This window comes from Streptomyces sp. NPDC094032 (genome assembly GCF_040303965.1).
GTDB lineage: Bacteria > Actinomycetota > Actinomycetes > Streptomycetales > Streptomycetaceae > Streptomyces.
Genome location: NZ_JBEOUE010000022.1, coordinates 108308 through 122429 on the forward strand (window position 1 = coordinate 108308; position 14122 = coordinate 122429).

At 74.3% G+C, this 14122-nt stretch carries 8 protein-coding genes; 1 reads left to right on the top strand and 7 read right to left on the bottom strand.

The features are described from left to right. Window positions 1-167 precede the first annotated feature (167 nt). Window positions 168-542 (bottom strand): hypothetical protein, encoded by a 375-nt coding sequence (locus ABTZ54_RS27085; protein WP_502997319.1) that lies wholly within the window; start codon window positions 540-542, stop codon window positions 168-170. A 188-nt stretch (window positions 543-730) separates the two neighbouring features. Continuing rightward, window positions 731-2920 (bottom strand): ATP-dependent DNA helicase UvrD2, encoded by a 2190-nt coding sequence (locus ABTZ54_RS27090; protein WP_351667914.1) that lies wholly within the window; start codon window positions 2918-2920, stop codon window positions 731-733. Window positions 2921-3080: 160 nt separating this feature from the next. Here ABTZ54_RS27090 and ABTZ54_RS27095 point away from each other — a divergent pair, with 160 nt between their 5' ends. Further along, on the top strand, window positions 3081-3323 hold the full coding sequence (locus ABTZ54_RS27095) for a mycoredoxin (protein WP_351667916.1): 243 nt from the start codon (window positions 3081-3083) through the stop codon (window positions 3321-3323). 80 nt (window positions 3324-3403) lie between these two features. Here the strand turns inward: ABTZ54_RS27095 and nudC are convergent, their stop codons facing one another. From nudC to ABTZ54_RS27120, 5 genes are all read right to left on the bottom strand, one after another. Next, window positions 3404-4351 carry an NAD(+) diphosphatase gene (gene nudC, locus ABTZ54_RS27100; protein ID WP_351667918.1) on the bottom strand — a complete coding sequence of 316 codons (948 nt, stop codon included), beginning with the start codon at window positions 4349-4351 and terminating at the stop codon, window positions 3404-3406. Window positions 4352-4445: 94 nt separating this feature from the next. Further along, window positions 4446-5864, bottom strand: coding sequence for a dipeptidase (locus ABTZ54_RS27105; protein ID WP_351667920.1), 1419 nt, complete (start codon window positions 5862-5864; stop codon window positions 4446-4448). 10 nt (window positions 5865-5874) lie between these two features. Next, window positions 5875-9273, bottom strand: a complete 3399-nt coding sequence (locus tag ABTZ54_RS27110) for an ATP-dependent helicase (protein ID WP_351667922.1) — start codon at window positions 9271-9273, stop codon at window positions 5875-5877. 81 nt (window positions 9274-9354) lie between these two features. Next, complete coding sequence (locus ABTZ54_RS27115; protein ID WP_351667924.1) at window positions 9355-10191, bottom strand: hypothetical protein; 837 nt, start codon at window positions 10189-10191, stop codon at window positions 9355-9357. An 83-nt stretch (window positions 10192-10274) separates the two neighbouring features. Continuing rightward, a complete protein-coding gene (locus ABTZ54_RS27120) occupies window positions 10275-13976 on the bottom strand; it encodes a UvrD-helicase domain-containing protein (protein WP_502997320.1) in 3702 nt (1233 codons plus the stop codon). Window positions 13977-14122: the final 146 nt, after the last annotated feature.

The following is a 14122-nucleotide window of genomic DNA, read 5'->3' on the forward strand; positions in this document are numbered from 1 at the left end:
GTTCTTCCTCGTCTGTCGTTCCGGCCGGTGGGCCGGGGTTTCTGCTGGTACCGGTCGTTACTGGTCCCGAGGCGCCTTCGGTCCGTCGTCCCCGTTCGGGACAAACAGAAGGGCCGCGGATCCCGGGTGGGGTTCCGCGGCCCTGAAGGCGCCGGTCTGATCGTCGATCAGACTGGATCACTCCAGGGTTCGAGCCCACGGAAGGCCCACATCGTGTGGTGCTGCGTCGTCTGCTGCTTCTTGCCGGCACTGGTCGCCGCAATGCCATAGGCCGTGGCCTGGGCCTTGCCCACTCCTGCTTCCAGTGCCTTGGTCGGTCGCTCATTGCGCTCCGGCCGATCGGCCAGCAGACCGGGCATGCCGAGAACGGGCATACCGGCGCCGGACAGACCGCTGCCAAGGAGAGCGGAGGTCGCGAAGGAGGCCGAGGCCACCGAGGACACGGACACGTCGGCGGTAAAGCCGAGCGCGCAGGCGGAGACGACCGAGTGATCGGTCATTTTGGCGGTGCTGGTCTTGACGTTCTTGATGATGCTGGTCACTGGAATCGCCTCCTCTCGGCGTCTCGGAGGGCTCGGGGTGAGCCGGGCCCTCATGCTTTTAGGACAAGTACAGCCATTTGGACAAGTACAGCACGAAGACAGGGCTTCCAAGAAGCCGCCGTTTCCGTGGTTAAGAACCTATGGGGCTTGACGGGGCGGGCGCAAACTATTTTTCCGACGAGTTTTCCTCAGCTCTCCTCGTCGCTTCCTCCACGGTCCTCACCTGCGCAGATGGCGAGAACATCGGCTCCGAAACGGTCCAGCTTGCGGACGCCCACCCCGGAGATCGCGGCGAGCTCGCCCCCGGAGTCCGGCACGCGTTCGGCGATGGCCATGAGCGTCTTGTCGGTGAACACGCAATAGGCCGGCTGGCCGAGCTGCCCGGCCTGCTCCGCGCGCCACTCGCGCAGCCGCTCGTACAGCCCCTCGTCCATGTCGGACGGGCAGTCCTCGCAGCGCATCAGCTTCATCTCGCCGGCCTCGGTGAGCGTGGCGCCGCAGACCCGGCAGCGGGCCGGGCCGCGCCGCCTGCGCCGCTCGGGGGCGCCGGAGCCGGTGCCGCCGCGCTCGATGCCGCCGCGGCCTCCCGCGCCGCCGCCGCCGAGGGCGCCGGAGCCGGGCCGCAGGCCCTTGAGGAAGCGGGTGGGGCGCCGGGAGGCGCGGCCCCCCGGGGAGCGCGAGAGCGCCCAGGAGAGCGTCAGGTGGACCCGGGCCCGGGTGACGCCCACGTAGAGCAGCCGACGCTCCTCCTCGACCTGCTCGTCGGTCTTCGCGTACGTGATCGGCATCATGCCCTCGGCGAGGCCGACCAGGAAGACGGCGTCCCACTCCAGACCCTTGGCGGCGTGCAGCGAGGCCAGCGTGACGCCCTGGACGGTGGGCGCGTGCTGGGCGGCGGCCCGCTCGTCGAGCTCGGCGACCAGGTCGGAGAGGGTGGCGCCGGACCTGGCCCGGGCGAAGTCCTCGGCTAGCCGGACCAGCGCGGCCAGCGACTCCCAGCGGTCCCGGACCGCGCCGGAGCCGGTCGGCGGCCGCTCGGTCCAGCCGGTGCTGGAGAGCACCGCGCGGACCTGGGCGGGCAGGTCCTCGACGTCGTCGAGCAGCGCGTCGTTCCCCCCGGCGCGGGCGGCGCCGCGCAGCGCCACGCCCGCCTTGCGCACCTCCTCGCGGTCGAAGAAGCGCTCGGCGCCGCGCAGCTGGTAGGGCACCCCGGCGTCGGCGAGGGCCTGCTCGTAGACCTCGGACTGGGCGTTGATCCGGTAGAGCACGGCGATCTCGCCGGCCGGGACCCCGGCGGCGATCAGGTCCCGGACCCGGCGGGCGGTGCCCTCGGCCTCGGCCGGCTCGTCCGCGTACTCCGCGTAACCGGGCTCGGGGCCGGGGTCGCGCTGGGAGATCAGCTCCAGGCGGTGCTCGGCGGCCCGGCCGCGGGCCTGGCTGAGCAGCCCGTTGGCCAGGTGGACGACCTGCGGGGTGGAGCGGTAGTCCCGGACCAGCTTGACCACGGTCGCGTCCGGGTGGCGGGTGCGGAAGTTCAGCAGGTGGTCGGGGGTGGCGCCGGTGAAGGAGTAGATGGTCTGGCTGGCGTCGCCGACCACGCACAGGGTGTCGCGCTCGCCGAGCCACAGGTCGAGCAGCCGCTGCTGGAGCGGCGAGACGTCCTGGTACTCGTCCACCACGAAGTGCTGGTACTGGCGGCGGATCTGGTCGGCGATGTCGTGCCGGTCCTGGAGGATGGCGACCGTGAGCAGCAGCACGTCCTCGAAGTCGATCACGTCGCGGTCGCGCTTGAGCTGCTCGTACATCGCGTAGACCTGGCCGATCTCGGCCGGGTCGCGCGGGGCGTCGCGCACCGACTTGGCGACGGCGGCGGGGTAGTCGGCGGGGACGGTCTGGGTGACCTTGGCCCACTCGATCTCGCTCGTCACGTCCCGCAGCTCGTTGCGGTCGAGCCGGACGCGGCAGCGGGCGGCCGCGTCGGCGACCAGCTGGATCTTCCGCTCCAGGAGCCGGGGCAGCTCGCCACCGACCGCTTTCGGCCAGAAGTACTGGAGCTGGCGCAGGGCCGCCGAGTGGAACGTGCGGGCCTGGACGCCGCCCGCGCCGAGCTGGCGGAGCCGGCCGCGCATCTCCCCGGCGGCGCGGTTGGTGAAGGTGACGGCGAGCACGCTCGCGGGCGGCAGGATGCCCGCCCGGACCCCGTAGGCGATGCGGTGGGTGATGGCCCGGGTCTTGCCCGTGCCCGCTCCGGCCAGGACGCACACCGGTCCGTGCAGGGCCAGGGCGACCTCGCGCTGCTCGGGGTCGAGCCCGTCGAGCACCGCGTCGGCCGTCTCGGGGACCTGCGGGAAGAGAGTGGAGTGCGTTGCTGGTGTCACTCCGCCATGCTGCCAGGTTCCCGTGGGGCGTGCGGCGGCTTGTCCACAGGGGTGTGGCGCCGGTCATACGGAGGCGGGGAGGGCCGGATGCGGGAATGGCCGGGTGACCGCGTACGTTCTCCTCTCGGACCCGAACGCGAGACCAGAGGAGCGCCAGGCGATGCAGGGCACTGTGACGATGTACAGCACGACGTGGTGCGGCTACTGCCGCCGGCTGAAGAGCCAGATGGAGCGCGAGGGCATCGCGTACACCGAGGTCAACATCGAGCTGGACCCCGAGTCGGCCGCGTTCGTGGAGAAGGCCAACGGGGGCAACCAGACCGTTCCCACCGTGCTCTTCCCGGACGGCTCGACGCTGACGAACCCGTCGCTCGCGCAGGTCAAGCAGAAGATCGGCGTCTGAGCCGGGCCCTCACACCCTTGGCCGAAAACGGCCCCCTCCGGCAGTGCCGGGCGGGGGCCGTTCGCGTGTGGCCGGGAGGCTCAGAGCACGTCGCCCGGCTTCGGCAGCGGCTTGCCGTACCAGAGCTCGATCAGGCGCGAGGCGATCGAGATCCCGTACGGCGGCAGGACCTCGCCGGACTCGAAGGCGGCGGCCAGCTCCTCGCGGGAGAACCAGCGGGCCTCCTGGATCTCCTCGCCGTCCACGGCGATCTCCGCGGAGGTCGCGCGGGCGAAGAAGCCCAGCATCAGGCTGGACGGGAAGGGCCAGGGCTGGCTGGCGACGTACTCGACCTCGCCGACCGTGACGCCCGCCTCCTCGAAGACCTCGCGCGCCACCGACTGCTCGATGGACTCGCCCGGCTCGACGAAGCCCGCGAGGGTGGAGAAGCGGCCCTCCGGCCAGTGCACCTGGCGGCCGAGGAGCGCCCGGTCCTGGTCGTCGGTGACCAGCATTATCACCGCCGGGTCGGTACGCGGGTAGTGCTCGGCGCCGCAGGCCTGGCAGCGGCGGATGTGACCGGCCGCCGCCACCACGGTCCGCTCGCCGCAGCGCGAGCAGAAGCGGTGCAGCCGCTGCCAGTTCTCCAGGGCCACCGCGTGCACCATCAGACCCGCGTCGCGGGGCGAGAGCAGCAGCCCCGCCTCGCGCAGCCCGGCGGGCCGCGCGGACTGGTCCATGCGGCCCGGCAGGGTGTCCTTCTGGAGCGCGAAGTAGGACACCCCGTCGGCGTCCGTGCCCAGGAAGTAGCGGTGGGTCTCGGTGACCGGGGCCTCGAAGGCCGGGGTCATCACCAGCTCGGTCCGGCCGTCGGGCGTGTCGTCGATCAGCGCCTGGCCGCCCGAGACCACGAAGACCCGGGTGGTGGGGTGGCTCCAGGCCGCCGCGAGCCACGCCTCGTCGAGGCGGTGGTGGGCGGCGCGGTCGATGCCGCTCGGCGCGGTCAGTCCGATCGGACGGTCCGCGGCCTCGTAACGGAAGGTGCTCACAGGTGCTTCCAACTCCCCCGGATCAGTGGTTTCGGCGTTCGGCAGGCAGGCGACAGGGTGGCCGGTCGGCCCGTGCCCGGGCCGGCGGGTCGGCTCAGAGGGCGGCGGGCAGGTCGCCCCACAGATGCGCGGTGGCCTCGACGCCCTTCATGAGCAGGTCGAGCTCGACCTTCTCGTTCGGCGCGTGCCAGCCGTCGGAGGGCACCGAGATGCCCAGGAAGAGCACCGGCGCGCCCAGGACGTCCTGGAGGTCGGCGGCCGGTCCCGAGCCGCCCTCGCGGGTGTAGCGGACCTTGGCGCCGTCGAAGGCGAGGCTCATCGCCCCCGCCACGGCCTTCAGGGCCGGGTGGTCCAGCGGGGTGAGGCAGGGCCGGGTCGGGGCGCCGAAGACGATCTCGTACCGGACGCCGGCCGGGACCAGACCGGCCAGCCACACGCGGACGGCCTTCTCGATGTGCGCCGGGTCCTGCCCCGCGACCAGCCGGAAGGAGAGCTTCAGGTGGGCCGAGGCGGGGACGATCGTCTTGCCGCCGGGGCCCTGGTAGCCGCCGCCGATGCCGTTGACCTCGGCGGTGGGGCGGGCCCAGACACGCTCCAGGGTGGAGTAGCCGGCCTCGCCCAGGGTGCCGTGCGACTTGGCGGTGGTCAGCCAGCCGGCCTCGTCGAAGGGCAGCTCGGCGATGAGCTCCCGCTCGGCCTCGGAGAGCTCGGTGACCCCGTCGTAGAAGCCGGGGACCGCGACCCGCTGGTCCGCGTCGTGCAGGGCGGCCACGATCCGGCCGGCGACGGTGGCCGGGTTGGGCACGGCGCCGCCGAACGAACCGGAGTGGATGTCCTGGTCGGGGCCGTACAGGTCGATCTCGCAGTCGGCGACCCCGCGCATGCCGGTGCACACGGTCGGGGTGGTCTCGGACCACATGCCGGTGTCGGAGACGATCACGATGTCGGTGCCGAGCCGGTCGGCGTGCTTCTCCACGAGGGCGCGGAAGTGCGGCGAACCGGACTCCTCCTCACCCTCCACGAGCAGCTTCAGGTTGACGGCGGGCGCGGTGCGGCCGGTCGCGGCGAGGTGGGCGCGGACGCCGAGGGTGTGGAAGAACACCTGGCCCTTGTCGTCGGAGGCGCCCCGCGCGTACATCCGGCCGTCGACGACCGTCGGCTCGAAGGGGTCGGTGTGCCAGCCGTCCTCGCGGGCGGCGGGCTGCACGTCGTGGTGGCCGTAGACCAGCACGGTCGGCGCGTCCGGCTCCCCGGACGGCCACTCGGCGAAGACCGCCGGGGCGCCGTCGGTCTCCCACACCTCGACGGTGGGGAAACCGGTCCTGACCAGCCGGTCCGCGAGCCACTCGGCGCTGCGCCGCACATCGTCCGCGCGGTCGGGCTGCGCCGAGACCGAGGGGATGCGCAGCCACTCGGCGAGCTCGTCGAGGAAGGCGGCGCGGTGCTGCGCGACGTACGCGCGTACGGTCTCGGTCCGTGCGGTGCGGACGGCGTTGTCCGGGGTCTGGCTCATGGCTCCGAGCCTATCCGGCGCGGACGGGGTCCCCGTCCGGGGAGTCCCCGCCGAGCAGCAGCGCTTCGAGCTCCACCCGGCCGGGCAGCCGCGCGGGCCGGACGACCTCCCCCGTCCGTACGTAGACGAAGGCGGCGGCGACCTCCTCGGGGGCGAGTCCGTGCTGTTCGGCCCAGGCGAGCCGGTAGAGGGCGAGCTGGAGCGGATCGGCGGTGCGGTGGTGGCTGGTCTTCCAGTCGACGATCTCGTACGCGCCGGAGTCCGGGTCCCGGTAGACGGCGTCGATCCGGCCCCTGACCAGCCGCCCCGCGAGGGAGAGGTGGACGGGGACCTCGACGCGGTACGGGGTGCGGTGGGCGTACGGGGTGCGGCCGAACGCCTCCTTGAGGGCGTCCAGGTCCCGCTCGTCCACGATCTCCGGCTCGCCGGCGAACTCCTCGCCGCCGGGCAGCTCGTCCGGGCCGAGCAGGGGGAGCGGCAGCTCCTCGAAGCGGGACTCCACCCAGGCGTGGAAGCGCGTGCCGCGGCGGGCTGCGGGCTGCGGCGGTTTCGGCATGGGGCGGGCCAGGTCCTTGGCGAAGCCGTCGGGGTCGGCGGCGAGGCGGAGGACTTGGGAGGCGGAGAGGTAGGGGGGGAGGAGGATGTCTCGGGTGGTGGTGCGGGTGCGGTGCAGCTCCGCTGTGAGGGCGGTGAGGTCTCTGTCCCAGGAGGCGATGGTTTTGGTGTCCTCCTGGGACAGCTCTGTCCGCTGCGCGGGGACGGGCGCGTGGTCCGGCTCCTCGTTCCAGTCGAGCTCCTCGGGGAGCCAGAGGTCCTCGGGGGCGGGGTCCTGGGGGGCGGGCACCGCCGTCGTGGGGCTGTGCCCACCCTCCCCCAGACTTCGTCCGGGGGGACCCCCATCGCCCTGCGGAACGTATGCCCACAGCCGGGCGGTGACCGCCTCCGCCGCCGCCCTCCGCCTCTCCAAGCTCTCCTTGTCCAGCGGCAGGGGCCACGCCTGGTCGGCCAGGTCGGATGCCAGGAGGGGGTTCTCGGTGTCCTTCTCCGGGGCTTCTGCCCACTTGTCGATCTCGCCGTGGCCGTTCTCGCAGTGGGTGTACAGGGATTCGAGGAAGTCCGATGGGCCTCGGGGTTTCTTCTGGGACGGGCCCCACCAGTGGGCTGAGGCCAGGAGGAGGGAGCGGGGGCGGGTGAAGGTGACGTAGCCGAGGCGGAGTTCTTCGGTGTGCTGGTGGTCGCGCAGGGCGTTCTTGAAGGACGTGAGGGCCTTGGAGTCCCAGCCGTCGATCGCGGGCAGCGTGGCCGCGTCGCCGCGCAGGGCGTGCGGCAGGACCTGGGGCTGCGCGGTCCAGGACTCGCGGGCGCGGGTGGACGGGAACTGGCCGGTGACCAGGCCGGGGACGGCGACCACGTCCCACTCCAGGCCCTTGGACTTGTGCGCGGTCATCACCTTGACGGTGTTCTCGCCGCCGGGCAGGGCCTGGTCCAGGCCCTTCTCGTACTGCGCGGCCGTGCGCAGGAAGCCGAGGAAGGCGAGGAGGGTGGCCTCGCCGTCGAGGGAGGCGAAGCCCGCGGCCGTGTCGAGGAAGCCGGCCAGGGTCTCGCGGCGGCGGGCGGCCAGGGCGTGCGGGGAGGCGGAGAGCTCGACCTCCAGGCCGGTGGCGTTGAGCACCCGGTGCAGCACGTCCATGAGGGGGTCGGCGAGCGAGGTGCGCAGGGCGCGCAGCTCGGTGGCGAGGCGGGCGAAGCGGACCCGGGCCTCGGCCGAGAAGGGCAGCTTGTCGTCCTCGGCGCCGGAGCCGCCCGCGTCCAGGAAGGTGTCGAGCGCGTCGGCGAGGGAGATCACCTCGGCCGGGTCGACGCCCTCGACGGCGGCGGCGAGCCGCTGGTCGGGGTCGGCCGGGTCCTCTCCCGCGCGGTGCACGAGGAGGCGGGCGCGGCGGCCGAGGAGGGCCAGGTCGCGGGGGCCGATCCGCCAGCGGGGGCCGGTGAGGAGGCGGACGAGGGAGGCGTTGGCCCCCGGGTCCTGGAGGACTTCGCAGACGGCGACCAGGTCGGCGATCTCGGGCAGGTGGAGCAGTCCGGAGAGGCCGACGACCTCGACGGGGACGTCCCGGGCGACGAGGGCGGCCTGGATGGCGGGGAAGTCGCCGGCCGTGCGGCACAGGACGGCGATCTCGCCCGGCTCGGTGCCGGTGCGGACGAGGTGGGCGAGGCGGTCGGCGAGCCAGTCGATCTCCTCCGCGTGGGTCGGCAGGAGGGCGATGCGGACGCTGCCGTCCCGCTCGGCGCCCGGCGCGGGCCGCAGCGCCTCCACGCCCGCGTGCATGGCGCGCAGGGGGGCGGCGAGCCCGTTGGCGAGGTCGAGGAGGCGGCCGCCGCTGCGCCGGTTCTCGGAGAGGGCGTGCCGGGTGGCGGGGCTGCCGTCGCGGTACGGGAAGTGCTCGGGGAAGTCGTCGAGGTTGGCGACGGAGGCGCCGCGCCAGCCGTAGATGGCCTGGCAGGGGTCGCCGACGGCGGTCACGGCGTGCCCGGTGCCCTGCCCGAAGAGGCCGGACAGGAGCAGGCGCTGGGCGACGGACGTGTCCTGGTACTCGTCGAGGAGGACGACCCGGAACTCGTCCCGGAGGATCGCGCCGACCTCGGGGCGGGTGGTGGCGAGCTCGGCGGAGAGGGCGATCTGGTCGCCGAAGTCGAGGAGGTCGCGGGAGCGCTTGGCCGCGCGGTAGCGCACGACGAGGTCGAGGAGCTCGCGGCGGGCGGCGGCGGCCTCGGGGACCTTGCGGAGGTCGGCGTTGGTCAGCTTGGCGCGGGAGAGGGCGTCGAGGAGGCCGGTGTCGTACGCCCTGAGGTCCTGCGGGCGGACCAGGTGCTCGGCGAGCTCGGCGTCGAGCGCGAGGAGGTCGCCGACGAGGGTCGGGAAGGACTTGGTGAGCGCGGGGTACGGGCCGGGGGCCTCGCGCAGCACGCGGGCGGCGAGCTGGTAGCGGGTGGCGTCGGCGAGGAGCCGGGAGGTGGGCTCCAGGCCGATGCGCAGGCCGTGGTCGGTGAGGAGCTGCCCGGCGAAGGCGTGGTAGGTCGAGATGCGGGGCTCGCCCGGGGGGGCGTCCGGGTCGATGACGTCGGGGTCGGTGACCCCGGCCCGGATCAGGGCGGTGCGCACGCGTTCGGCGAGCTCGCCGGCGGCCTTGTTGGTGAAGGTGAGCCCGAGGACCTGCTCGGGGGCGACCTGGCCGGTGCCGACCAGCCAGACCACGCGGGCGGCCATCACCGTGGTCTTGCCGGAGCCGGCTCCGGCCACGATGACCTGCGGGGCGGGCGGCGCGATGATGCAGGCCGTCTGCTCCGGGGTGAACGGGATGCCGAGCAGCTCCTTGAGCTGGTCGGGGTCGGTGATGCGTGCGGTCACTCCAAAGAGGCTAACGGGGCCCACTGACATCCCGGGCCGGACGAGAGCTCCGACACGTCCGTCACGTCTGTGACGTCACCGTCACGCCGGGGTGCTGCCCTGGTCCAGCTTGGTGAGGTCGATGGTCTCGTCGGCGGGCGGGATCACGACGTTGACGGGCTTGTCGTACGCGGAGAGGACGAGCGTGCCGGGTTCGGCGCCGCCGGTCTTGACCGTCTTGAGGATGTACGGCTTGCCGACCTGGGAGACGGAGACGGTGGTGGTCTCGCCGTTCGGCTTGTGCTTCACCAGGGTGGCCACGGGGGTGCCGGCGACCATGCCGTCGGGCCCCCGGGTCAGTCCGCTGCGTTCGGCCTTGTCCTTGCCGAGGTCGTTGAGGAGCCCCTTCAGGTCGCAGACGCCGCCGAGGTCGCCGCTGCCGGCCTGACCGGGGGTGATCTTCAGCCAGCGGCCCTTGAGCAGCTCGATCGTGGGGGCGATCTGCGCCTCGGGCATGCCCTGGGAGGTCATGGAGGCGTGCCAGAAGCGCTCGTCGCCCTTGATGTACGTGATGCCGGCGGCCTGGCGGAGTTCGGCGGTGCCGCCCTGGATCTTGACCACGCCGGTGCAGTCCCTGTGGTCGTCCACGGAGAAGTCGACGTCCAGCCGCTCTCCGCCGGAGACGACCCGGCCGGTCATGCGCAGCGAGGTCGCGGACTGGGTGGCGGCGACGGCCCGGTCGCCGATCTGGTCGGCGGTGAGGCCCTGGAAGGGGTCGGGTGAGGGGGCGGGGGCGGGGGCCTGGGTCCCGGGGAGGGCGGCGGAGAGTGGGGCCGTGGTAGGTGGGCTCTGTGCCAGGGCGGCCGGTCCGGTGCCGACGATCGCGGCGGCGCAGACGGCGGTGGCGGCGGCGCGGAGCTTGGTGGTGTGGGACGCCATGCGAGCCTCCTCGCGGACTCCCCCGGTATTCAAGGGTGCCGGAGTGGCCCCGTACCCGCGACTCCACCCGGATGGCCGAACCCCTAGTCGACCACGTGCCGGCCTTCCGGGCGGGCGCTGCACGAGGCGCGGAAGGCGCAGTTGGCGCAGTGCTGGCCGGTGCTGGGGGTGAAGCGCTCGTCGAGGACACGGCCCGCCGCCGAGGCCAGCAGTTCGCCGACCCACTCGCCCGCGAGGGGTTCCTGGGCCTGCACCTTCGGGAGGGCGTCGCCGCCCTCCTTCTTGGGGGCGGGCTGGCGCAGCTGGACGAGTTCGGCGCCGCCCGGCTCGGGGGTGCGGCCGCCGAAGACCTCGTCGACGGCGCCCTCGCGGACGGCGAGCTGGTAGACGGCGAGCTGGGGGTGGTGGGCGACCTCGTCCTTGGTGGGGGCGGACTTGCCGGTCTTGAAGTCGACGACGTAGGCGCGGCCCTGCTCGTCGGCCTCGACGCGGTCCATGGAGCCCCGGATGCGGACCTGGTACGCGCCGGCGGCGAGGGTGACGTCGAAGTCGTGCTCGGTGGCGGCGGGGGTGCGGCCGCCTCGGTCCATGACGTGCCAGCGCAGGAAGCGTTCGAGGGCGGCGCGCGCGTTCTCCTTCTCCTGGGAGGACTTCCAGGGCGCGTCGAAGGCGAGGCCGTCCCACACGGAGTCGAGGCGGGCCATGAGGACGTCGAGGTCGGCGGGGGTGCGGCCGGAGGCGACCTCGTCGGCCAGGACGTGGACGACGTTGCCGAAGCCCTGGGCGGCGGTGGCGGGGGCGTCGGCCTTGACCTCGCGGCCCAGGAACCACTGGAGGGCGCAGGTGTTGGCGAGCTGGTCGAGGGCGGAGCCGGAGAGCGCCACCGGGTGGTCGCGGTCGCGCAGCGGCACGGTGCTGCGGGTCGGCTCGGCGAGGCCCCACCAGCGGTCCGGGTGGGCGGCGGGGACGAGGGGGGTGCCCTCGTCGTCGGTGAGGGCGGCGAGCCGGGCGAGGCGTTCGGCGGCGGCGGCGCGCAGCTCCGGGGAGGCGGCGGGGTCGACGGTGGTGGCGCGCAGCTCGGCGACGAGGGCGGCGACGGCGAGGGGGCGGCGGGGGCGGCCGGTGACGTCCTTGGGCTCCTGGCCGAGTTCGGTGAGGAAGCGGGAGGGCTGGTCGCCGTCCTCGGCGGGGGCCTTGACGGCGGTGACGACGAGCCGGTCGCGGGCGCGGGTGGCGGCGACGTAGAAGAGGCGGCGCTCCTCGGCGAGGAGGGCGCCGGGGGTGAGCGGCTCGGCGAGGCCGTCGCGGCCGATGCGGTCGGCCTCCAGGAGGGAGCCGCGGCGGCGCAGGTCGGGCCAGAGGCCGTCCTGTACGCCCGCGACGACGACCAGGCTCCATTCCAGGCCCTTGGAACGGTGGGCGGTCATGAGGCGGACGGCGTCGGGGCGGGTCTGGCGGCGGGTGAGGGTGTCGGCGGCGATGTCCTGGGCGTCGAGCTCCTCCAGGAAGTTGAGCGCGCCGCGTCCGCCGACCCGGTCCTCGGCGCGGGCGGCGGTCTCGAACAGGGCGCAGACGGCGTCGAGGTCCCGGTCGGCGTTGCGGCCGGCCGGGCCGCCGCGCAGGGAGGCGCGTTCGAGGCGGCCGGGCCAGGACGTGCCGTCCCAGAGCAGCCAGAGCGCCTCCTCGGCGGTGCCGCCCGCCGCGAGCCGCGCCCGAGCGGCCCGCAGCAGCTCACCGAGCCGCCGCGCCCCCCGCGCGTACGACCTCTCATGCGCGACCAGCCGCTCGGGCTCCGCGAGCGCCCTCGCGAGCAACACGTCGGACGACGCGGGCACCACGTTCCCCCCGGCCCGCTCCTCGTCCCGCAGGGCCCGCCCGAGCCGCCGCAGATCCGCCGGGTCCATCCCGGCGAGCGGCGAGGCGAGCAGCGCGACGGCGGTCTCTACGTCGAGCCAGCCGGTGGTGGCGCGGGGGGCGTCGTCCGGCGCGCCGGTGTCGGCTCCGGCGGGCGCGTCGGTGACGGCGACGGCGCGAGCCGGGTCAGTCGCGGCGCGAGCCGGGTCGGTGACGGCGCCAGCCGGGTCAGTCGCGGCGTGCGCGTCGGCCCCAGCCCGGGCCAGTCCGGTCACGGCACCAGCCGGGTTCGTCACGGCACCGGCCGGGTCGGTCGCGGCGAGCGCGTCAGCCCCAGCCCGGACCGGATCGGTCACGGCACCAGCGGGGTTCGTCACGGCACCAGCCGGGCCGGTCACGGCGAGCGCCTCGGTCACGGTCCGAGCCACGTCGGCCCCAGCCAGGGCCGGATCGGCCACGGCGCCAGCCGAGTCAGTCACGGCACCAGCCGGATCGGCCACAGCACCAACCGCGCCGGTCACGGCGAGCGCATCGGTCACGGCCCGAGCCACGTCGGCCCCGGCACGGGCCCCAGCGGGGCCCTCGGCCGGGCCCTCGGCGGGGTCCCCCGCCGTTGCCGACGCCGTCGTGCCGGACCCCGGCGTGGTCTCCTCCCCCGTCGCCGCCGCCCGCAGGGCCAGCAGCAGGGGGGCCACCGCCGGCTCGTGGCGCAGGGGGGTGTCGGCCGTGTCGGTTTCGACGGGGACGCCGGCGGAGGTGAGGGCGCGGCGGAGGGCGGGGAGGTGGGTGGCGGCTCGGGTGAGGACGCTCATCTCGTGCCAGGGGACGCCGTCCTCCAGGTGGGCGCGGCGCAGCAGGTCGGCGATGTTCTCGGTCTCGGTGGAGGCGGTCGGGTACGTGTAGACCTCCACCCGGCCCCCGTCCCGTACCGGCGTCAGCTCGCGGTGGGCCCGCACCTTGTCGGCGGGGAGCCGGGTCAGCGGCATGCGCTGGGTGAGCAGGCGGGTCGCGGCGAGCAGGGCCGCGCCCGAGCGGCGGGAGGTGCCGAGGACCCTGACCGTACCGCCGAAGGCCGCCGGGAAGTCCAGGATGCCGTTGACGTCGGCCCCTCGGAAGGCGTAGATCGACTGGTCCGGGTCGCCGAAGGCCAGCACCGTGCGCCCGCCGCCCGCCAGCGCCTTCAGCAGCCGGACCTGGGCCGGGTCGGTGTCCTGGTATTCGTCGACGAAGATCGCGTCGTACGCGGGGAGCGTGGCCGAGTCGGCGAGCAGCACCGCGCGGTGGACGAGCTCCGTGTAGTCGAGGACGCCCTGGAGGTCCAGGACGTCCAGGTACTCCGCGAGGAAGCCGGCCGCCGCCCGCCAGTCGGGGCGCCCGACCCGCCGGGCGAACTCCGCCAGGGCGCTCGGCCCGAGGCCCAGCTCCCGCGAGCGCGCGAGCACGGCGCGGACCTCGTCGGCGAAGCCGCGCGTGGTGAGGCAGGCGCGCAGTTCGTCGGGCCAGCCGACCCGGCCGAGGCCCGCCTTCTCCAGGTCGATGTGCCCGGCGAGCAGCTCCCGGACGGCCAGGTCCTGCTCGGGTCCGGAGAGCAGCCGCAGCGGTTCGGCGAAGAGCTCCGCGTCCTGGTGGGCGCGGATCAGGGCGTAGCAGTACGAGTGGAAGGTCGTCGCCTGCGGGGGGCGGCGTCCGCCGAGCCGGGCCGCCATCCGGTCGCGGAGTTCGACGGCCGCCTTGCGGCTGAAGGTCAGGACCAGCATCCGCTCGGGGTCGACGCCCCGCTCCATCCGGGCCGCGACCGCCTCCACCAGCGTCGTCGTCTTCCCCGTGCCGGGACCGGCGAGGACCAGGAGCGGTCCGCCCGTGTGGTCAACCACCGCGCGCTGCGCTGCGTCCAGCACAGGGGGCCGCACCGGCGCCGGCACGGTCCGCACCAGCCGGTACGCGCCGGGGCCCCGCGTAGCCGCGAAGGTGGAGGAGGAAGTCACGTGGGTCGCCGGTCCTGCGGGTGGATGGTGGTGGGCGGGGATCTCGGGACGCGAAGCGCGCGAGGCGTACGCGGGGTGCGTCGGCTTCTTGG

Bases quoted from the DNA above. Each gene is read 5' to 3' on its own strand.
- ABTZ54_RS27115 (WP_351667924.1), bottom strand. From the start codon at position 10,191: ATGGCGTCCCACACCACCAAGCTCCGCGCCGCCGCCACCGCCGTCTGC.
- ABTZ54_RS27105 (WP_351667920.1), bottom strand. From the start codon at position 5,864: ATGAGCCAGACCCCGGACAACGCCGTCCGCACCGCACGGACCGAGACC.
- ABTZ54_RS27095 (WP_351667916.1), top strand. From the start codon at position 3,081: ATGCAGGGCACTGTGACGATGTACAGCACGACGTGGTGCGGCTACTGC.